This window comes from Gordonia tangerina (assembly GCF_021556435.1).
Classification (GTDB): domain Bacteria; phylum Actinomycetota; class Actinomycetes; order Mycobacteriales; family Mycobacteriaceae; genus Gordonia; species Gordonia tangerina.
The window spans coordinates 121,416-141,224 of sequence record NZ_JAKGCU010000003.1; the positions used below are offsets into that span (position 1 = coordinate 121,416).

Sequence of the window (19,809 nt, forward strand, 5' to 3'; positions counted from 1 at the left end):
GGACGCGACACCCGGCGCAGGCCCGCCCGGACCACTAGATTGGCAGGGGTAGGTGTCTGCAGGGTCGACAGGAAGGTCTCAGGGCGATGGCCAAGAGGTTCGGCATTCTCACCAGCGGCGGTGACTGCCCGGGACTGAACGCGGTGATCCGCGGCGCAGTACTCAAGGGCGAAACCGTCTATGGACACGAGTTCGTCGGCTTCAAGGACGGCTGGTACGGGCTGGTGTACGGCGACATCATGGAACTCGATCGCTCCACGGTTCGCGGATTGTCCCACGAGGGTGGAACAATCTTGGGTACCAGCCGGTTCGGGCCGTATCAGGAACCCGACGGCGGCGCGGAGAACATCAAGAAGGTGATGAAGAACCTCGGCATCGACGGTGTCATCGCCATCGGTGGAGAGGGCACCGCGTCGGCATCGCGACGGCTGTACGAGGACGGCATCAACATCGTCGGCGTTCCCAAGACAATCGACAACGATCTCGACGCCACCGACTACACGTTCGGATTCAACACCGCGGTGGAGATCGCCACCGAGGCCATCGATCGCCTGCGCACCACCGGCAACTCGCACAAGCGGTGCATGGTCCTCGAGGTGATGGGACGGCACGCCGGTTGGATCGCCCTCTACTCCGGCATCGCCGGCGGCGCGCACGCGATCCTCATCCCTGAGCAGCCCGAGAGCCTCGATCAGATCTGCGCCTGGGTCACCCACGTCAAGAACCGTGGTCGTGCCCCGATGGTGGTCGTCGCCGAGGGATTCAAGTTCCCGGACATGGACGAGGCCTATTCGGTGAAGGGGCTCGACGGCTTCAACCGTCCGCGCCTTGGCGGTATCGCCGAGGTGCTCGCCCCGCTCATCGAGGAACGTACCGGTATCGAGACGCGCGCCACGGTGTTGGGTCACATCCAGCGGGGCGGTGTCCCCACGGCATTCGACCGGGTCCTCGCGACCCGACTCGGTATGGCGATCACCGACCTCTGCGCCGACAAGGGGTGGGGCAAGATGGTGGCGCTCAACGGCACCGACATCGTGCGCGTCGATTTCTCCGATGCGCTGGCCAATCAGAAGTCGGTGCCCGCCGATCAGTACCAGGAGATCCGGGTCATCTTCGGTTGACCCGACGGGTCAGCGGGTTGCGGGTGGCGTCGCCGGGTAGACCGGCGGTGTCGACGGTTGCGCCGGTTGCGCCGGTTCGCGCGGGATGATCAGCCACAGCACCAGGTACAACAACACCTGCGGGCCGGGCAGCAGGATCGACGCCACGAAGAGCACCCGGATCACGGTGACATCCCAACCGAAGCGCTTGGCGATACCGCCGCACACTCCGCCGAGCCAGGCGTCGTCGCGTGAACGCATCAGTCGGGTGGGAGCCGGAGTCGTGGTGGTCATGGTTGTTCCTTTCGTCTGACATCGACGCTACGGATTGCTCGTCCCGGTCGCATCGGGGATGACCCTGATCTCCACCCGGGTTCGCATCGCTTGCGTCCGACGACCCGGGGGGCCGACGGATCACGGGAGCAATAAGATGGCATCCATGACTGCCGCTGCCACCGAACTGCTCGACTACGACCAGGTCATCGCAGAGTTCGACCCCGTCCTCGGCCTCGAGGTGCACGTCGAACTGGGCACCGCGACCAAGATGTTCTGCGGCTGCCCGACCGCGTTCGGTGCCGACCCGAACACCCAGGTGTGTCCGGTGTGCATCGGCCTGCCGGGGTCGCTGCCCGTCGCGAACGTCAAGGCCATCGAGTCGGCGATCCGGATCGGGCTGGCGCTCAATTGCAGTATCCGGCCGTCGAGCGTGTTCGCCCGCAAGAACTACTTCTACCCCGATCAGCCGAAGAACTATCAGATCTCCCAATACGACGAACCGATCGCCTACGACGGCCACCTGGAGGTGCTGCTGGGAGACGGCACCCCGTGGCGGGTGGAGATCGAGCGTGCGCACATGGAGGAGGACACCGGCAAGTCCTTGCACATCGGTGGTTCCGGCCGCATCCATGGGGCGAGTCATTCACTGCTCGACTACAACCGGGCCGGCGTTCCGCTGGTGGAGATCGTGACCAAGCCCATCGTCGGCGCCGGTGAGCGTGCACCGGAGATCGCCCGTGCCTACGTGTCGGCTCTGCGAGATCTGCTCAAGGCCCTCGACGTCTCCGATGTCCGGATGGATCAGGGCTCGCTGCGCTGCGACGCCAACGTCTCGTTGATGCGCAAGGACGCAACCGAGTTCGGCACCCGCACCGAGACCAAGAACGTCAACTCGCTCAAGAGTGTCGAGGTGGCGGTGCGTTACGAGATGCAGCGGCAGGCCGCGCTGCTGCTCGCCGGGGGCGAGGTCGTGCAGGAGACCCGGCACTTCCATGAGGCCGACGGCACGACGTCGGCGGGACGTCGCAAGGAGACCGCCGAGGACTACCGCTACTTCCCCGAGCCCGACCTGCCACCGGTCGCTCCGGACCCGTCGTGGATCACCGAGCTGGGTACGACGTTGCCGGAGATGCCGTGGGTGCGCCGCGCCCGTATCCAGGACGAATGGGGTGTCTCCGACGAGGTGATGCGTGACCTCGTCAACGTCGGCGCGATCGACCTGGTGATCGCGACCGTCGACGCCGGCGCCGGCGTGGAAGCCGCCCGCGGGTGGTGGGTGTCGTTCCTGGCGCAACAGGCCAACACCCGCGGTACCGAACTCGCCGACCTGCCGATCACTCCGGCGCAGGTGGCGCGGATCATCGGCCTCGTCGACGAGGGCAAGCTCACCACCAAACTCGCTCAGCAGGTAGCGGTGGGGGTGCTCGACGGCGAGGGCGAGCCGGATCAGGTGGTGGCCGATCGCGGCCTCGAGGTGGTGCGCGACGATTCGGCTCTGCAGAAGGCGGTCGATGATGCCCTGGCCAACAACCCCGACATCGCCGACAAGATCCGCGGGGGCAAGGTCGCTGCGGCCGGCAAGATCGTCGGCGACGTGATGAAGGCCACCCGCGGTCAGGCCGACCCGGCTCGGGTCAAGGAACTCGTCCTGGCCGCCTGCTCCTGATCGGGCCCGCTCCGGGCAGACTACCTCCGGCAACGGGGTGCAATCTGCCGGCGAGGCTACCCGGTCAGGTCCGGTCCTCGGTCGACGACGGCGGCAGCCAGCGGACCACGCGGTCGTCGGTGCTGACCGGCTCACCCGAGGTGCGGTTCACCGTGGCGAACTGGATCACACCGTTCTCGAGCGCCACCATCCGACCCAACGCGCCGTAGCGCTTCTCCAACACCACTGCGGGTGGGGTGATCGCCGGCTTCTCCCGAGTCGGTTCGGTGAGGGCCTCGATGTGCTGGGTGCGAGTCGTCGAGACGAAGATGGCACCGGAGGTGACCGCGCAGCCGGCGATCTGCGGGCGGTCGGGCCACGTCCACAACACCTTCGGGCCCGATGGCTCCAGGACCTGGATGCGATCCTCGGTCGCGGTCTGGTCGGCGACATAGAGCGAGCCGGTGGTGGCGCTCGGACACAGGGACACATTCGAACCGAAACCCGAGGCCAGGATTCGCGGGCGCGGGTTCGCGCCCGAACTCAGCGACGTCACCGACAGGATCTTGCCCGCCAATGACGAGGGATCATTGGCGGCGGCCGGGTTGCCGGCGTCGCCGGTCGCGACCACCAGCTCCGTCGGGGACCTGAAGAACATCGCGCCCATGTTCCCGCTGGCACCCTTGGGAATACCCACCAGGATCGGTTTGGGCACGTCGCCCGGTGCCAGGCGCACCACCCGATTGTCCGACGCGGTGGTGATCAATGCGTAGATCAACCGGTCCTGGTCGTACGTGGGGGAGAAGGCGAAGTCGATCAGTCCGCCGTCGCCGGATGCGTCGACCGGCGCTGTGGCCAGAACACGCTGCGGTCCATAGCGTTTGGTGGTGATGATCTTTCCGGTGGTGCGTTCGGCCACCACGGTGACCTCACCCTGATCGTCGCCGGGCATCACCGCTGCGGTGGACTGCAGGCAGGTGGCGATCACCGCCGGGTCCGGGTCCACACACGGACCGGGGGGCGGTGGTACCGGTGGTTCGGTGGGGGAGGGACGGGGCTGTTGCTGCTGCGCCGGTGACTCGTTGTTGGCGCTGAACGCACCGGCGTCCTTCGCGCGATCCTGCTCGGTGAAATCGGCACATCCACTCGCCGCCAGCATCAGCACACCGAGCACCACCAGAGTGATCAGGCGACCGGGGCGGGTGCGGGCCGATGCGGTCGACCGCTCGCGGTCGTGTTCTGACCTCGGCCACCCCATACGCATGGCGTCCAGCGTAGGCGATCGTTTCCGACTCACCGCGCGCTGCTCGAGGCGTCCAACGGTGTTGGCGCCTACAGTCGGAACCGTGAGCGAACGTGACCCAGCCGCAGGCGGCGGCTCCAGTCCGTACGACGAACCAACGGGCGAGATCGATCTCGGGACGGCCGCATCCGGGCGCCGCCGGCCGGTTCCCACCGAGGATCGCGACACCTTCTATGACCGACACGCTGCGGCGGGCCGCAAGCGGGTCGATGATCTCGATGACATCGCACCTGACGAGGTACAGACCCGATCTGTGTCGACGCCGACAAATCCCGCCCCGGCCGACCCGGAGTCGGCAGACCCGACCCCGGCCGATCCGACCCCGGCCGATCCGACCCCGGCCACTGAGGCCATCGACCGTCGACCGGCGGGGGCGGTGGATCCCCGGCCGCCGGCCGCAGAGGATCCGACCACCCCGATCGTCGCGCAGGCCCCGACCCTCGGCGACGCAGGCGCGCCCACCACCGCCTTCGGTGCGTCCGCGGCACCGCGGACCACCGCGTATGCGGCCGAGCCGGCCGGCGACGACCGAGCCGATCCGTATCCGACGCCGGAGACCTCGCCGATCGCGGAGCCGTACCCCGTCGGCGACAGCTACCCGACCGGTGATGAACGTCTGCGGTCGGTGGAAGAGGATCTCGCCGACTCTGAGCGGCGCGCTCGACGGGGCACCATCGACCTCGGCCTGCTGCTGCTTCGGGTCGCGGTGGGACTCATCGCGATGGCACACGGAGCGCAGAAACTGTTCGGGTGGTGGAACGGCCCGCGACTGTCGGGCTTTCAGGACATGCTGGTCAACGCGCCCAATCCGGCGATCGGCTTTCAGGACGACGCCGCGCGGCCCCTTGCCATCGTCGGCGCGCTCTCGGAGACCCTCGGTGGGTTGATGCTGGTGGTCGGGCTGTTCACCCCGCTGGCGGCGTCGGCGGTGCTCGGTGTGATGCTCGTGGCCGCGGCATACAAGGCCACTCTGGCCGGTGGCGTATGGTTCTTCGCCTCCGGTGGCGGGGGAGCCGGGATCGAATACGAACTGCTACTGGCGGTGTGCGCGGCGGTCATCATCCTGACCGGTCCCGGCCGGATCTCCGTCGATGCACCACGCGGTTGGGCGCGCCGACCCGCGTGGGGGTCGCTGGCGCTGCTGGTGGTCGGCGTGGGCGCCGCGGTCGCCGTGTGGCTGCTGTTCAACGGGACCAACCCGTTCGAGTCACCCGGCAATCCCACCGGCTGAGCGCCCGCTGCCGGTCGGTCAGTCGACGACGCGCACCGCGCCCCGATCGGCCGAGGTGGCCAGCTTCGCGTAGGCACGCAGTGCGGTGGTGACCGGTCGCTGTCGGTCCTTGGGCTGCCACGGTCGCTCGGACGCCTCCATCTTCGCGCGGCGCTCGGCGAGCACGTCGTCGTCGACGAGCACCTCGAGGCGCCGGGTCCGGACGTCGATCAGGATCGGGTCCCCATCCTCGACGAGCCCGATCGCGCCACCCGATGCCGCCTCGGGCGACATGTGTCCGACCGAGAGCCCCGACGACCCGCCGGAGAACCGGCCGTCGGTGATCAACGCGCACTTACGACCCATGCCGGTGCCCTTCATGAAGGCGGTGGGGTGCAGCATCTCCTGCATACCGGGTCCACCGGCGGGCCCTTCGTACCGCACTACGAGCACCTCGCCGGCCTGGATGGTCTTCGACAGGATCACCTGCACGGCGTCCTCTTGACTCTCCACGACGCGCGCGGGCCCCTGGAAATGCCAGAGTTCCTCGTCGATGCCCGCAGTCTTGAGCACCGCGCCGTCGGGCGCCAGATTGCCGCGCAGCACACACAGACCGCCCTCGACGGTGTAGGCGTGCTCGAGATCGCGGATACAGCCGCCGGCCGCATCGGTGTCCAACGACGTCCACCGGTTCGCCGTGGAGAACGGGGTGGTGGTACGCACACCGCCGGGCGCCGCGTGGAACAGCTCGACGGCCGCGTCGATCGCCGTGCCGCCGCGGATGTCCCAGTCATCGAGGAACTGCCCGATCGTCGGGCTGTGCACGGTTGCGGCGGTGTCGTCGAGCAGACCGGCCCGGCGCAGTTCGCCCAGGATCGCGGGGATTCCACCGGCGCGATGCACGTCCTCCATGTGGTAGTCGGAGTTCGGTGAGACCTTCGACAGGCACGGCACGTTGCGACTGATCTCGTCGATGGTGGAGAGGTCGAAGTCGGTGACCTCGCCCTCCTGCGCGGCGGCAAGGATGTGCAGGACCGTGTTGGTGGAGCCGCCCATCGCGACATCGAGCGCCATCGCATTGCGAAATGCGGTGGGGGTGGCGATGTTACGGGGCAGCACCGAACTGTCGTCGTCGCGGTACCAGCGCAGGGCCGCTTCGACGATCACGGTGCCGGCACGTTCGAAAAGCGCGCGGCGGGCCTCATGGGTGGCCAGCGTGGATCCGTTGCCGGGCAAGGCCAGGCCGAGGGCCTCGGTGAGACAGTTCATCGAGTTGGCGGTGAACATGCCCGAGCACGATCCGCAGGTGGGGCACGCCGATCGCTCGACCTCGGACAAGCCCTGCTCATCGACGGCGCTGTTCGCCGACGCCGAGATCGTGGTGATGAGATCCGACGACGGGTGGGCGACTTCGCCGACCACCACGGCCTTGCCGGCCTCCATCGGTCCACCCGACACGAACACCGTCGGGATGTTCAACCGCATCGCGGCGTTGAGCATGCCAGGAGTGATCTTGTCGCAGTTGGAGATACACACCAGTGCATCGGCGGTGTGGGCGTTGACCATGTACTCGACGGAGTCGGCGATGATCTCGCGACTCGGCAGGGAGTAGAGCATTCCGCCGTGCCCCATCGCGATTCCGTCGTCGACGGCGATCGTGTGGAACTCACGCGGCACCCCGCCCGCCGCGCGCACCGCGTCGGCGACGATCTCGCCGACGTCCTTGAGATGCACGTGGCCGGGTACGAACTGGGTGTAGGAGTTGGCGATCGCGACGATCGGCTTGCCGAAGTCATCGTCGGTCATACCTGTGGCCCGCCACAGAGACCGGGCTCCTGCGGCCTCGCGGCCGACGGTGGTGGTTCGGGACCTCAGAGCTGGCATCGCTGTTTCCTTGTGTCGACATGTCCGCCTGGACTCGGGCGAACTCGTGAACGCCACCGCATGGGGCCGTACACGATTGACGAGGCTACTCCGCGGCGACGAGCGCGAACAAAATGATTTCGTTGGGTCAGTTCTCGTCGTCGGCGGCTGCCGCGGCGTACGGATCGGGAATGCGACCGCGGCTGGCTGCCGAGAGCCGGGGCAGGTCGGCGAAGGTTATGGCGGGCAGGCGGACCCGCGTGCCGTTGGCCAGTACCGCCCGCACCGAACTCCACCGGGGGAACTGCAGGCCGTCGATCTCGCTCCATGGGATCTCACGGGTGGAGAAGGTGTGCACGGCCCGCAGGCCGTCTTCGGTCACGACGGTCCGGATCCGGACGATCCACCAGCCCAGCAGTACGGGCAGGATGAGGGTCCAGCCCAGCCAGACCAGCGACGCACCGGCGAGGATCACCGTGACCACGAACATCATCGGCACCGCGAAGTAGGCGAGACGTTGAATCCGGAACGTCTGCGGCAGTTCGACGGCGGGTGCATCATGAGAGGCGGGCGATGGAGTTGACACCCGACCATTGTCTCACTTCACGCATCCCGTTGATTCACCAGGATGTTCCCACGATGTGGGATGCCGATGGGCGCGGTTTGACTCTTGACATGCGCCGGTCCTACCGTGAAGGCGTGATGCAGCATCAGATTCTCGTAGTACTCGGCCGGCGCGTCGTCGCCTGACGGGTCACTTCGTAGACCTCCAGCATCGACGCGCCACCCTCGAACAGCTCAGCTGTCGGGGGTTTTTTCTTGTCAATTGAACGAACACCAGAGCAAAAGGATCGTGCAGTGAGCGCACCAACAGCACGTACCGACGACGCGCGGGGAACCGCGCGCGAAGCGGCGCCGCGTCAACAGTCACCAGCGGGCGGGAATCTGCGCGCGGTAGGTCAGCACACGGTTGCTCCCGAACGCGTCAGCGGGGCGCAATCGGTGGTTCGTTCGCTCGAGGAACTCGGCGTCGAGATCGTCTTCGGCATCCCGGGCGGAGCCGTTCTGCCCGTCTACGACCCGCTGCTCGACTCAGCGAAGGTGCGTCACGTCCTGGTGCGCCACGAGCAGGGCGCGGGTCACGCGGCCACCGGTTACGCCCAGGTCGCCGGACGTGCCGGCGTCATGATGGCCACGTCGGGCCCCGGCGCGACCAACCTGGTCACCCCGCTGGCCGACGCGCAGATGGACTCGGTCCCGGTGGTCGCGATCACCGGTCAGGTGGGTCGCGCGCTCATCGGAACCGACGGTTTCCAGGAGGCCGACATCTCCGGCATCACCATGCCGATCACCAAGCACAACTTCCTGGTGAACAACCCCGCCGACATCCCGCGCGTGATCGCCGAGGCGTTCCACATCGCCGAGAGCGGACGTCCGGGTGCAGTGCTCGTCGACATCCCCAAGGACATCCTGCAGAGTCAGACCACCTTCTCGTGGCCGCCACAGATCGACCTGCCCGGCTACCGTCCGGTGACCAAGCCGCACGGCAAGCAGGTCCGCGAGGCGGCACGGCTGATCCAGTCGGCCAAGGCGCCGGTGCTCTACGTCGGTGGCGGTGTCATCAAGGCCAACGCGTCCGAGGAACTGCGTGAGCTGGCCGAGCTGACCGGTATCCCGGTGGTCACCACGTTGATGGCGCGCGGTGCATTCCCCGACAGCCACTCCCAGCACCTGGGTATGCCGGGTATGCACGGCACCGTCGCCGCGGTCGCGGCGCTGCAGCGCAGCGATCTGCTCATCACCCTCGGCGCCCGCTTCGATGATCGGGTGACCGGTCAGCTGTCGTCGTTCGCGCCCGACGCGAAGGTGATCCACGCCGACATCGATCCGGCCGAGATCGGTAAGAACCGGCATGTGGACGTGCCGATCGTCGGCGATTGCAAGGCGGTCATCGGCGACCTCCTCGAGACGATCCGCAACGAGCGCGCGACCACCACCGAGGCGCCGGACCTGTCGACGTGGTGGCGGTACCTCGACGGCATCCGGCGCACGTATCCACTGAGCTACGACCGTCAGGCCGACGGCTCGATGTCGCCGGAGTTCGTCATCTCGGCCATCGGCAAGGCCGCCGGGCCCGACGCGGTGTACTGCGCAGGCGTCGGGCAGCACCAGATGTGGGCCGCGCAGTTCATCTCCTATGAGAAGCCACGGACCTGGCTCAACTCGGGCGGTCTGGGCACCATGGGCTACGCCGTCCCGGCCGCGATGGGCGCCAAGGCCGCCGCGCCGGACACCGAGGTGTGGGCCATCGACGGTGACGGCTGCTTCCAGATGACCAACCAGGAGTTGGCCACCTGCGCGATCGAGGGCATTCCGATCAAGGTCGCCCTGATCAACAACGGCAATCTGGGCATGGTTCGCCAATGGCAGACGCTGTTCTACGAGGAGCGCTACTCCAACACCGACCTGGCGACGCACTCACGTCGCATCCCGGACTTCGTGAAGCTCGCAGAGGCGTTGGGCTGTGCGGCATTCCGGGTGGAGAACGAAGCCGACGTCGACGAGGTGATCGCCAAGGCCCGCGAGATCAACGACCGGCCGGTCGTCATCGACTTCATCGTCGGTGCCGACGCGCAGGTGTGGCCGATGGTCGCCGCGGGTACCGGCAACGACGAGATCATGGCGGCGCGCGACATCCGTCCGCTCTTCGATGATGACGAATCCGCCTCGGTCGACACACCGGAGATCCATGAGGCCATGGGCCGCACGGATGCCGCGGTGCTGGCCGGTTCCGCAGACAAGAAGGACGAGCAGTGAGCACCACCCATACCCTCAGCGTTCTGGTCGAGGACCGGCCCGGCGTGCTCGCCCGTGTCTCGGGCCTGTTCTCGCGGCGCGGCTTCAACATCGAGTCGCTCGCCGTGGGACCGACCGAGCTGAAGGGGATCTCACGGATGACCATCATGGTCACCGTCGACGACTTCCCGCTCGAGCAGGTCACCAAGCAGCTCAACAAGTTGATCAACGTCATCAAGATCGTCGAACAGGACCCGGAGAGTTCGGTGTCCCGAGAACTGATGATGATCAAGGTGCGCTCGGACTCGGCGGTGCGATCAGAAGTGATCGAGGTGGTGAACCTGTTCCGCGCGAAGGTGATCGACGTCTCGCCGGAATCACTGACCATCGAGGCCACCGGCACGAGTGAGAAGCTCGAGGCGCTGCTGCGGATGCTCGATCCGTATGGCATCCGGGAGATCGCGCAGTCGGGCGCGGTCACATTGGGTCGGGGACCCAAGAGCATGTCGGCCAACCGCTGACACGAACGAATCACACGAGAAGAAATCGAAGGGAATCCAACTGTGGCGATCGAACTGTTCTACGACGACGACGCCGATCTGTCGATCATTCAGGGCCGCAAGGTCGCGGTGATCGGCTACGGCAGCCAGGGACACGCACATTCGCTGTCGCTGCGTGACTCCGGCGTCGACGTCGCGATCGGCCTGCGCGAGGGCAGCAAGTCGCGCGACAAGGCCGCCGAGCAGGGCCTGAAGGTCATGACCGCCGCCGAGGCCGCTGCCTGGGCCGACGTCATCATGATCCTCGCCCCGGACACCTCGCAGGCGAAGATCTTCACCGAGGACATCGAGCCCAACCTGAAAGATGGCGACGCCATCTTCTTCGGACACGGCCTCAACATCCACTTCGACCTGATCACGCCGGCCGAGAACATCACCGTCGGCATGGTTGCGCCGAAGGGCCCCGGCCACCTGGTGCGTCGTCAGTTCGTCGACGGCAAGGGTGTGCCCTGCCTGATCGCCATCGACCAGGATCCCAAGGGTGAGGGTCAGGCTCTCGCGCTGAGCTACGCCAGCGCCATCGGCGGTGGCCGTGCCGGCATCATCAAGACCACCTTCAAGGAAGAGACCGAGACCGACCTGTTCGGTGAGCAGGCCGTGCTCTGCGGTGGCACCGAGGAACTGGTCAAGACCGGCTTCGAGGTCATGGTCGAGGCCGGTTACGCCCCGGAGATGGCCTACTTCGAGGTGCTGCACGAGCTCAAGCTCATCGTCGATCTCATGTACGAGGGCGGCATCGCGCGCATGAACTACTCGGTGAGCGACACCGCGGAGTTCGGTGGTTACCTCTCGGGGCCGCGCGTCATCGACGCCGACACCAAGGAGCGGATGCGCGGAATCCTCAAGGACATCCAGGACGGCACCTTCGTCAAGCGTCTCGTCGCCAACGTCGAGGGCGGCAACAAGGAACTCGAGGGGCTGCGTAAGCAGAACGCCGAGCACCCGATCGAGGTCACCGGCAAGAAGCTGCGCGATCTGATGAGCTGGGTCGACCGGCCGATCACCGAGACCGCCTGAGCGACTTCACGTCCCTGACTTTTGGTAGCTACGACAGTGGCCCCGAGGTGAGACCTCGGGGCCACTGTCGTAGCTGACGATCAGATCGGGCGGAAACCGCCGTACTGCGGCAGCGAACCGACCCGGCGCAGGATCGGGGCGATGTTGGTGCCCGTCTCTGGTCCGAGGCAGGCGAGGAAGTAGTAGGCGTTGACCATGCCCACGAGGCGGTCGCCGACGACCACCGGGCTGCCGGAGTCGCCCTCGACCACACACAGCTGGCTGAAGTGCACATCGCCGTCGGAGAACCAGCTGATACCGCAGGTGTTGCCGGTGGTGCGGCCTTGCTTGCAGGCGACGGCCGGGAACGCGAGCGGCCGGGGGTCCACGCTGCGGATGGTCAATCCGCGCACGGAGCGCAGCGGCACGACCTTGGCCGGATTGAACTCGATGACCGCGATGTCGAGATCACTCGCGGAGTACGTGATGGTGCCGGCCTGACCACGGTCCTGGAAGGTCTCGGAGTACACCTTCTGGCCGGGATTGCCGCAGTGACCGGCGGTGATACCGATCAGCTTGCCGGTGTTGGACTTGCCGATGGTGGTCAGCGTGCACGCTGCCGCGGAATTGCCGCCCTTGAGCACCAGGATTCCCGATCCACCACCGAGATAGATCTTCGCCGGTGCGGCATCCACTGAGCCAGCCCCCAAGCCGGCCAGCACTGTTGCAGCCAGAACAGCCAACAGTGCTGTCAGCTTCCTCATCATCCACTCTCCGCTCATCGATGCGCACAGAATCAACGGCCCCGGAGCCGAGCCCGGGGCCAAGCACACGGTACCGGGCGGTAGCCGCGTGATGCGTGGTGCGGAATCGTCCCGGGGTCGGTTTGCAACCTATCCGTAATGCCGATCACAATCTACCGTGAAATTCCGGGGGCGGACCCGAGCAGCGGATACCGCCTGCAAATCCGACATGCGGCGACGACTAAGCTGTCCGCGGAAGTCCCCGTGGTCGCCTCTGCGCCGCCTGCGGCGATCTCCGCCTTCTCACTGACTTTGGCCCCCGACCATGGAGACTATCGTGACCTCAGCTGGCCGTCCGGTCGTTCTGATCGCCGACAAACTGGCTCCCTCGACCGTCGAAGCGCTCGGCGACGACGTCGAGGTCCGCTGGGTGGACGGCCCCGACCGGCCGAAACTGCTCGAAGCCGTGGCCGACGCCGACGCCATTCTCGTACGGTCGGCCACCACCGTCGACGCCGAAGTGCTTGACGCCGCACCCGGAGTCAAGATCATCGCGCGCGCAGGTGTCGGCCTCGACAACGTCGACGTCCCGGCCGCGACCAAGCGCGGCGTGATGGTCGTGAACGCCCCCACCTCCAACATCCACACGGCGGCCGAACATGCCGTCGCGCTCCTGATGTCCGCGGCCCGACAGATCCCCGCCGCCGACGCCACGCTGCGGGAGCACACGTGGAAGCGCTCGGCGTTCAACGGTGTGGAGATCTTCGACAAGACGGTCGGCGTGGTCGGCCTCGGCCGCATCGGCCAGCTGGTCGCCGCTCGGATGGCCGCGTTCGAGACCTCGATCATCGCCTACGACCCGTACGTGTCGCCGGCCCGCGCCGCTCAGCTCGGCATCGAACTGGTCAGCCTCGACGAACTGCTCGAGCGCGCCGACTTCATCACCGTGCACCTGCCGAAGACTCCGGAGACGCTGGGACTCATCGGCAAAGACCAGCTGGCGCGTACCAAGAAGGGTGTCGTCATCGTCAACGCCGCGCGCGGTGGCCTCATCGACGAGCAGGCGCTTGCCGATGCGATCAACTCCGGGCACGTCCGGGGCGCGGGACTCGACGTCTACGCCACCGAGCCGTGCACCGATTCGCCGCTGTTCGAGCTGCCGCAGGTCGTGGTGACCCCGCACCTCGGCGCCTCCACCAGCGAGGCCCAGGACCGTGCCGGCACCGACGTCGCCAAGAGTGTCCGGCTCGCGCTGGCCGGACACTTCGTGCCCGACGCGGTGAACATCACCGGCGGTGCGGTGGATGAAGAGGTGGCGCCATGGCTCGAGGTGGCGCGCAAGTTGGGCTTGCTGGTGGGAGTCATCAGCGACGAGCCACCGACCTCGCTCGTCGTCGACGTCCGCGGCGAGCTCGCCGCCAACAACGTGGAGGTTCTCGGCCTCTCGGCACTGCGCGGGCTGTTCTCTGCGGTCCTCGACGAACCCGTCACCTTCGTCAATGCCCCGGCTGTGGCCGCCGATCGTGGCGTGACCAGTGAGGTCACCACCGCGCCGGAGAGCCCGAACCATCGCAGCGTGGTGGACGTGAAGGCCGTCTTCGCCGACGGGTCGGTGCACAACGTATCGGGCACGCTCACCGAACCGCGCCTGGTGGAGAAGATCGTCAACATCAACGGCCGCAACTTCGACCTGCGGGCCGAGGGCCACAATCTGATCGTCAGCTACGCCGACAAGCCCGGCTCGCTCGGGCGGATCGGCACCCTGCTGGGCAACGCCGACATCGACATCCAGGCGGCGGGTCTGTCGCAGGATGCCGACGGCCCGGGAGCCACCGTGGTGCTGCGGGTCAGCGCCAAGCTGTCCGACGATCTCGTCGCCTCGATCGGTGAGGCCGTCGGCGCCACCCTGATCGAACAGGTGGATCTGTCGTGAAGCTCGCAGTGATCGCCGGGGACGGCATCGGTCCCGAGGTCGTCGGCGAGGCCATCGGCGTTCTCGAAGCCGTGGTGCCCGCGGTGACGACCACCGACTACGACCTGGGCGCACGCCGGTACCACCGCAACGGAGAGTTGCTCACCGCCGACGACCTGGCGTCGTTGCGCGAACACGACGCGATTCTGCTCGGCGCCATCGGGGACCCGTCGGTGCCGTCGGGTGTGCTCGAGCGCGGCCTGCTGCTGAACATGCGTTTCGCCCTCGACCATCACGTCAATCTGCGACCGGCCCGCAAGCTTCGCGGTGTCAACTCGCCGCTCGCCGGCGATCCGGACATCGACTTCGTGGTGGTGCGGGAAGGAACCGAGGGTCCCTATACCGGTAACGGTGGCGCGATCCGCGTCGGCACACCGAACGAGGTCGCCACCGAGGTCAGTGTGAACACCCGGTTCGGTATCGAACGCGTGGTGCGTAACGCCTTCGAACGTGCCCGGGCGCGCCGCAAGAAGCTGACGTTGGTGCACAAGACCAACGTGTTGACCTTTGCGGGTGCGATGTGGAGTCGCACGGTTGCCGAGGTCGGCGCCGAATATCCCGACGTGACCACCGATTACTGCCACGTGGACGCGGCGACCATCTACCTGGTCACCGATCCCGGGCGATTCGACGTCATCGTCACCGACAATCTGTTCGGCGACATCATCACCGACATCGCCGCCGCGGTCACCGGCGGCATCGGATTGGCCGCGTCGGGCAACATCGACGCCACCGGGACCAATCCGTCGATGTTCGAGCCGGTGCACGGCAGCGCGCCCGACATCGCGGGGCAGGGCAAGGCCGATCCGACCGCTGCGATCCTGTCGGCAGCCCTGCTGCTGGCTCATCTCGGTGAGACCGACGCGGCCGAGCGAGTCGAGAAGGCCGTCGCCGACGATGTGGCCGCTCGCGGGTCGGAGGCGTTGAGCACCACCGAGATCGGGCGCCGTATCCGCGAACGCGTCTGATCTCCATCGCGCGACCGTCGCGACAGAGCCCCGCCCGGGAGACATCCGGGCGGGGCTTCGTCGTCGTGGCCATCGTGTCTCGCACGACGCCGGTTCATTGTTCTATTTTCGATAGAACTATATGATCAGCACGTGTTGATCCGCATCGACCCGTCTTCGCGCGTGCCGCTGTACGAACAGATCGCCTCGTCACTTCGCGGCTCGATCGCACGCGAGGAGATCGGAGGTGGTGAGCGGCTCCCGGCCGCACGCGATCTGGCCGCGTCGCTCGACATCAATCTGCACACCGTATTGCGCGCCTATCAGTTGCTCCGCGACGACGGGGTCGTCGAACTTCGTCGAGGGCGGGGGGCGGTGGTGACACACGCGGCCGCCGGGCGTGCCGAACTCGCCGATGCGGTGGAGGGTCTGATCCGGGTGGCGCGGCGACTGGGCATGTCGGCCGACGCGACGGCCGCCGAGATCCACGGGAGGTGGACGCTGTGAGTGGACCGGACGAACAGGGGGACAGCATGAACAGGTGGTTGATCGGGGCGCTCGGTGTGCTTCCGTCGATGATCGCCGGAGTCGTGGGGTCCCTGCTCGTGGCAGCATGGGCCGACGGCCTACCCGATCCGGTGGCCACGCACTGGGGTGGCGGTGGCGCCGACGGTTTCACCAGCGTTCCGGTGGTGGTTGCCTTGCCGGCCTTCGTGGGGATCCTCGGTGCCGTCCTCGGTGCACTGTCGGTGCTGCTGCGCGATCGCACCGCCTTTCGTCTCACGCTCGGAATCGTTGTGGGCGTTGCAGTGTCGACGATCGCCATCATCGTCTTGGCGACCGGGTCGCAGCGCGGTCTCGCGGATGCCGGTGACGCCGCCACCCCGACGTGGCAGCTGCCGGCCGGCTGGCTCCTGGGACTCGCGGCGGGCGCGGGAACGGCTGCGCTCGTGCCGAAGTGGACGTCGACGGAGCAACCGCCAGATGTCGGCGAACGGCCCGACGTCGCGCTCGCCCCCGGCGAGCGGGCACTGTGGACACGGGTCGCGACCACGTCCGGCGTGGCGACGGCGATCATCGCCATCGCCTTGATGATCCTGATCTCGGTGGCACTGCTGGTGCGCTCATGGCCCGTCATCCTCATCGCGGTCGGGGTACTCGTCGTGTCTGTCGCGATGTGGAGTGTCCGGGTGACGGTCGACCGTCGCGCGGTGGCGGTCCGCGGCCGACTCGGCTGGCCGCGCACCGTGATTCCGATGGCGGAGATCGATCACGCCGAGTACGTGCAGGTTCGGGCACTGCGTGATTTCGGCGGCTACGGCTATCGCGTGGCGATGCACGGGGATCTGAAGGGGGCCAAGGGTTTCGTGCTCCGGTCCGGAGACGCGCTGCTGATCCTCCGGCGCGGTGGAGCACGCCACGTAGTCGTGGTGGACGACGCTCGCACCGCCGCAGGGCTGATCAATCGATTTGTCGATCCCGCGGGACGAGGGGAATGGCGATGAGTGGTGTCACGGCGGTCAGCGCGAAGGCGATCGGGAAGCCGGACGCGGCGATCAATGCGCCGAGTATGGGGGTACTCGCCGAGGTGGCCAGGTACTGGGCGGTGTTCTGAATCGCCAGACCGCGCCCGCTCCATGACGGGCCGGCGTATTCGGCGATGGCGGTGAAAGCCAAGCCGTTGTCGGCGACCGAGGCGATCGAGGCGATCACCATCACCAGTGGTGCGACGGGACTCCCCAACCAGTCGGTCAGTGCCAGCGCCATCGTTGCCAGGGCGGCGATCAGGGCGATCAACCGGATCGGACGCATGCGCGAGCCCCACGCGTCCGACACCCGTCCGGCCACGATGCGGCCGATGGCGCCGATCACCTGTGTCACGGTCACCAGGACGCCCGCCGCGGCCGGCGGCCACTGATGCGCGACGATCAACCAGGTGGGCACGAAGGTCCACATCATGGCCTGCGGAATCACCAGCAGCACGCTCACACCGTGGACTCGGGCCAGGAATCCGCTGGTTCGATAGGGATTTCGACCAGTGCTCGACTCCGTCACGTCGGCGGGGCGTCGCGGCGGCGATGGTGGATCCACGATCCCGACGACGCATGCGATGAGTCCGAGTCCGGTCACCACCATCGGAACCGCCAGGGCCGCGGTGACGCCGAGTGCCTGCGCGGTCGGCGGCATGGTGAGCGCGCACACCGCGATGCCGAGCGGCTGTGCCATCTGACGTACCCCCATCGCGGTGCCGCGTTGTCGAGCCGGGAACCAGCCCACCACGATTCGACCGCTGGCGCCGTTGGCTGCCCCGGAGCCCAATCCGCCGACGAACAGTGCTGCGCCCAAGGCCCACAACGGGGCGTCGACGGCGGAGATGACCACGGCGGCGATGGTGCCGGCCAGGGTGATGCACAGTGAGATGGTCAGGACGCGGCGCTCACCGTATCGGTCCAACAGTGCGCCCCACGGGATGATCAGCAGCATCAGGCCCACCGTGGGCACCGTGGCCAGCACCGAGCCCGCAGCGAGCGACATGCCGTGCTCGGTGTGCAGGGCCGGGATGAGATACGCAACGCCGCTGACCGCGCAGGTGGTGGTCATCGCGGCGACCAATGCGCAGCACAGCATCGTCCATCGGCGCGCCGCGGTCATCGTCGGCTGCGTCCGCACAGGGGTTTCGGCGACGCGGTCCATGTCACTCCATCTCAATATGTGAAACACAACGTCCACATTGTAAAACGAGGCGTGGGCTGGTCCAACCCGCGTCCCGAGTGCTGAGAAAAGGCGGTGCGATAGTGTCGTGCCATGCGTTTAGGTCGAGTAGCCAGCCCGGACGGGGTCGCCTTTGTCGCCATCGAGGACGCCGAGGACGGCCCTCGGGCGCGTGAGATCGCGGAGCATCCGTTCGGCACACCGTCGTTCACCGGACGATCGTGGGCGCTGGCCGACGTCCGTCTGCTCGCGCCGATCCTGGCCTCCAAGGTGATCTGCATCGGTAAGAACTACGCCGCACATGTCACCGAGATGGGGGGTGAGCAACCGGCCGATCCGGTGATCTTCATCAAGCCGAACACCTCGATCATCGGTCCGGAGGTTCCGATCGTGCGTCCGCCGAACTCCGAGCGGGTCGACTACGAGGGGGAACTGGCGGTCGTCATCGGGCAGCCCTGCAAGGACGTCGCAGCGGCCAAGGCCGCGGAGGTGATCCTGGGCTATACCGTGGCCAACGACGTCACCGCCCGTGATCAGCAGCAGGCAGACGGCCAGTGGACCCGTGGCAAGGGTTATGACAGCTTCTGTCCGCTCGGTCCCTGGATCGAGACCCAGTTCGACCCGAACGATGTCGAGGTGACCACCGAACTCGACGGGGAGGTCAAACAACGCTCGCGGACCTCGCTGATGCTCCACGGCGTCGGTGAGATCATCGAGTGGATCTCGCGGATCATGACCCTGCTACCAGGTGATGTGATCCTGACCGGCACCCCCGAGGGCGTCGGCCCGATGGTTGCGGGCCAGCGCGTGGCGGTCACCGTTGAGGGGATCGGCACGCTGTCCAACCCGGTGGTGGACAAACCGTGAAGGGGCCGAACATCGCGCGCGTCAACGGGATCGAGCTCGCCTACGAGGATGTCGGTAGTGGGCCGCTGGTGGTGATGGTGATGGGAACCGGCAGCCCGGGCCGGGTCTGGCAGGCCCACCAGCAGCCTGCGCTGGTCAAGGCCGGGTATCGGGTGATCACCTTCGACAACCGTGGCATCTCGCCGTCCTCGGAGTGCGTCGAGGGCTTCACCGCCGACGACATGGTCGCCGACACCGCCGCGTTGATCGAGCATCTCGCGGCCGGTCCGGCGCTGGTGGTCGGAACCTCGCTCGGTGCGCGCATCACCCAGGAGTTGGCCCTGGCGCGACCCGACATCGTGAAGGCCGCGGTGATGATCGCCACCTACGGTCGCAACACTCCGCTCCAGCAGGCGATCTCGGCGGGGGAGCGGGCGCTCTACGACAACAAGATCACGTTGCCGCCGGAGTATGCGGCGGCGATCACCGCGCATCTCAACCTCTCCCCGCACACACTCGACGATGACCGGACGGCCAAGGACTGGCTCGATGTGATCGGATTCTCGCCGCAGACCGTCACCGCGGGCGTCCGGGCGCAGCTGGGACTGCACGATCGTGAGTCGGATCGGCTTGCCGCGTACCGAGCCATCGCGCGTCCCGCCTTGGTGATCGGTTTCGCCGACGATCGCACGCTCCCGCCGAAACTGGCCCGCGAGGTCGCCGACGCCATCCCCGGGGCCCGCTACGAGGAGATCGCGAAAGCCGGCCATTTCGGCTACCTCGAACAGCCCGCCGAGGTGAACCGGCTGCTGATCGAGTTCCTCGGAACCCATCGCTGAG

18 protein-coding genes are annotated in these 19,809 nt (G+C 67.2%); 12 read left to right on the forward strand and 6 right to left on the reverse strand.

The window, feature by feature from the left end:
- Window positions 1-86: 86 nt before the first annotated feature.
- Window positions 87-1,121 carry a 6-phosphofructokinase gene (locus L1892_RS05760; RefSeq protein WP_235722560.1) on the forward strand — a complete coding sequence of 345 codons (1,035 nt, stop codon included), beginning with the start codon at window positions 87-89 and terminating at the stop codon, window positions 1,119-1,121.
- Between the two features lie 9 nt (window positions 1,122-1,130).
- Here the strand turns inward: L1892_RS05760 and L1892_RS05765 are convergent, their stop codons facing one another.
- On the reverse strand, window positions 1,131-1,394 hold the full coding sequence (locus L1892_RS05765) for a PspC domain-containing protein (RefSeq protein ID WP_235722561.1): 264 nt from the start codon (window positions 1,392-1,394) through the stop codon (window positions 1,131-1,133).
- Between the two features lie 145 nt (window positions 1,395-1,539).
- Here L1892_RS05765 and gatB point away from each other — a divergent pair, with 145 nt between their 5' ends.
- A complete protein-coding gene (gatB, locus tag L1892_RS05770; RefSeq protein WP_235722563.1) occupies window positions 1,540-3,042 on the forward strand; it encodes an Asp-tRNA(Asn)/Glu-tRNA(Gln) amidotransferase subunit GatB in 1,503 nt (500 codons plus the stop codon).
- A 64-nt stretch (window positions 3,043-3,106) separates the two neighbouring features.
- Here the strand turns inward: gatB and L1892_RS05775 are convergent, their stop codons facing one another.
- A complete protein-coding gene (locus L1892_RS05775) occupies window positions 3,107-4,207 on the reverse strand; it encodes a PQQ-dependent sugar dehydrogenase (RefSeq protein ID WP_235722788.1) in 1,101 nt (366 codons plus the stop codon).
- Window positions 4,208-4,367: 160 nt separating this feature from the next.
- Here L1892_RS05775 and L1892_RS05780 point away from each other — a divergent pair, with 160 nt between their 5' ends.
- A complete protein-coding gene (locus L1892_RS05780) occupies window positions 4,368-5,555 on the forward strand; it encodes a DoxX family protein (RefSeq protein ID WP_235722570.1) in 1,188 nt (395 codons plus the stop codon).
- An 18-nt stretch (window positions 5,556-5,573) separates the two neighbouring features.
- Here L1892_RS05780 and ilvD read toward each other — a convergent pair whose 3' ends face one another.
- Both ilvD and L1892_RS05790 read right to left on the reverse strand, forming a co-directional pair.
- Entirely contained in the window at window positions 5,574-7,418 is a 1,845-nt protein-coding gene (gene ilvD / locus L1892_RS05785) for a dihydroxy-acid dehydratase (protein ID WP_235722571.1), read from the reverse strand.
- 127 nt (window positions 7,419-7,545) lie between these two features.
- Window positions 7,546-7,983, reverse strand: coding sequence for a PH domain-containing protein (locus tag L1892_RS05790; RefSeq protein ID WP_235722573.1), 438 nt, complete (start codon window positions 7,981-7,983; stop codon window positions 7,546-7,548).
- 272 nt (window positions 7,984-8,255) lie between these two features.
- Between L1892_RS05790 and L1892_RS05795 the strand changes: the two genes are divergently transcribed.
- Genes L1892_RS05795 through ilvC form a run of 3 tightly spaced genes read left to right on the forward strand, consistent with a single transcriptional unit; the run spans window position 8,256 to window position 11,770 of the window.
- The gene (locus L1892_RS05795; protein ID WP_235722575.1) at window positions 8,256-10,214 is read left to right on the forward strand and encodes an acetolactate synthase large subunit; all 1,959 of its coding nucleotides are present in this window, start codon (window positions 8,256-8,258) and stop codon (window positions 10,212-10,214) included.
- Window positions 10,211-10,714 carry an acetolactate synthase small subunit gene (gene ilvN / locus L1892_RS05800; RefSeq protein ID WP_235722582.1) on the forward strand — a complete coding sequence of 168 codons (504 nt, stop codon included), beginning with the start codon at window positions 10,211-10,213 and terminating at the stop codon, window positions 10,712-10,714. The genes L1892_RS05795 and ilvN overlap by 4 nt, the downstream gene beginning before the upstream one ends.
- A 42-nt stretch (window positions 10,715-10,756) precedes the next feature.
- Window positions 10,757-11,770, forward strand: a complete 1,014-nt coding sequence (gene ilvC / locus L1892_RS05805) for a ketol-acid reductoisomerase (RefSeq protein WP_235722584.1) — start codon at window positions 10,757-10,759, stop codon at window positions 11,768-11,770.
- 80 nt (window positions 11,771-11,850) lie between these two features.
- On the opposite strand, the gene L1892_RS05810 is transcribed toward ilvC, so the two are convergent.
- The gene (locus tag L1892_RS05810) at window positions 11,851-12,516 is read right to left on the reverse strand and encodes a chymotrypsin family serine protease (protein WP_235722585.1); all 666 of its coding nucleotides are present in this window, start codon (window positions 12,514-12,516) and stop codon (window positions 11,851-11,853) included.
- A 313-nt stretch (window positions 12,517-12,829) separates the two neighbouring features.
- On the opposite strand from L1892_RS05810, the gene serA reads away from it, so the two are divergent.
- The 4 genes from serA (at window position 12,830) to L1892_RS05830 (ending at window position 16,916) form a co-directional block, all read left to right on the forward strand.
- Window positions 12,830-14,425, forward strand: a complete 1,596-nt coding sequence (gene serA / locus L1892_RS05815; protein ID WP_235722587.1) for a phosphoglycerate dehydrogenase — start codon at window positions 12,830-12,832, stop codon at window positions 14,423-14,425.
- Window positions 14,422-15,432: a 3-isopropylmalate dehydrogenase gene (locus L1892_RS05820; protein ID WP_235722589.1), complete on the forward strand. Its 1,011-nt coding sequence runs from the start codon at window positions 14,422-14,424 to the stop codon at window positions 15,430-15,432. Before serA ends, L1892_RS05820 begins: the two co-directional genes overlap by 4 nt.
- Window positions 15,433-15,564: 132 nt before the next feature.
- Entirely contained in the window at window positions 15,565-15,918 is a 354-nt protein-coding gene (locus L1892_RS05825; protein ID WP_235722594.1) for a GntR family transcriptional regulator, read from the forward strand.
- On the forward strand, window positions 15,915-16,916 hold the full coding sequence (locus L1892_RS05830) for a DUF1648 domain-containing protein (protein ID WP_235722596.1): 1,002 nt from the start codon (window positions 15,915-15,917) through the stop codon (window positions 16,914-16,916). The genes L1892_RS05825 and L1892_RS05830 overlap by 4 nt, the downstream gene beginning before the upstream one ends.
- On the opposite strand, the gene L1892_RS05835 is transcribed toward L1892_RS05830, so the two are convergent.
- Window positions 16,873-18,105, reverse strand: coding sequence for an MFS transporter (locus tag L1892_RS05835; RefSeq protein ID WP_235722597.1), 1,233 nt, complete (start codon window positions 18,103-18,105; stop codon window positions 16,873-16,875). The two genes, L1892_RS05830 and L1892_RS05835, sit on opposite strands and share 44 nt — an antisense overlap.
- A gap of 111 nt (window positions 18,106-18,216) precedes the next feature.
- On the opposite strand from L1892_RS05835, the gene L1892_RS05840 reads away from it, so the two are divergent.
- Window positions 18,217-18,990 carry a fumarylacetoacetate hydrolase family protein gene (locus tag L1892_RS05840; protein ID WP_235722599.1) on the forward strand — a complete coding sequence of 258 codons (774 nt, stop codon included), beginning with the start codon at window positions 18,217-18,219 and terminating at the stop codon, window positions 18,988-18,990.
- Window positions 18,987-19,808: an alpha/beta fold hydrolase gene (locus L1892_RS05845; RefSeq protein ID WP_235722601.1), complete on the forward strand. Its 822-nt coding sequence runs from the start codon at window positions 18,987-18,989 to the stop codon at window positions 19,806-19,808. The genes L1892_RS05840 and L1892_RS05845 overlap by 4 nt, the downstream gene beginning before the upstream one ends.
- Window position 19,809: the final 1 nt, after the last annotated feature.

Excerpts from the sequence above, each read along its gene's own strand:
- L1892_RS05760 (WP_235722560.1), top strand. The coding sequence starts at position 87 with ATGGCCAAGAGGTTCGGCATTCTCACCAGCGGCGGTGACTGCCCGGGA.
- L1892_RS05835 (WP_235722597.1), bottom strand. The coding sequence starts at position 18,105 with ATGGACCGCGTCGCCGAAACCCCTGTGCGGACGCAGCCGACGATGACC.
- L1892_RS05765 (WP_235722561.1), bottom strand. The coding sequence starts at position 1,394 with ATGACCACCACGACTCCGGCTCCCACCCGACTGATGCGTTCACGCGAC.
- ilvD (WP_235722571.1), bottom strand. The coding sequence starts at position 7,418 with ATGCCAGCTCTGAGGTCCCGAACCACCACCGTCGGCCGCGAGGCCGCA.
- L1892_RS05840 (WP_235722599.1), top strand. The coding sequence starts at position 18,217 with ATGCGTTTAGGTCGAGTAGCCAGCCCGGACGGGGTCGCCTTTGTCGCC.
- gatB (WP_235722563.1), top strand. The coding sequence starts at position 1,540 with ATGACTGCCGCTGCCACCGAACTGCTCGACTACGACCAGGTCATCGCA.
- L1892_RS05810 (WP_235722585.1), bottom strand. The coding sequence starts at position 12,516 with ATGATGAGGAAGCTGACAGCACTGTTGGCTGTTCTGGCTGCAACAGTG.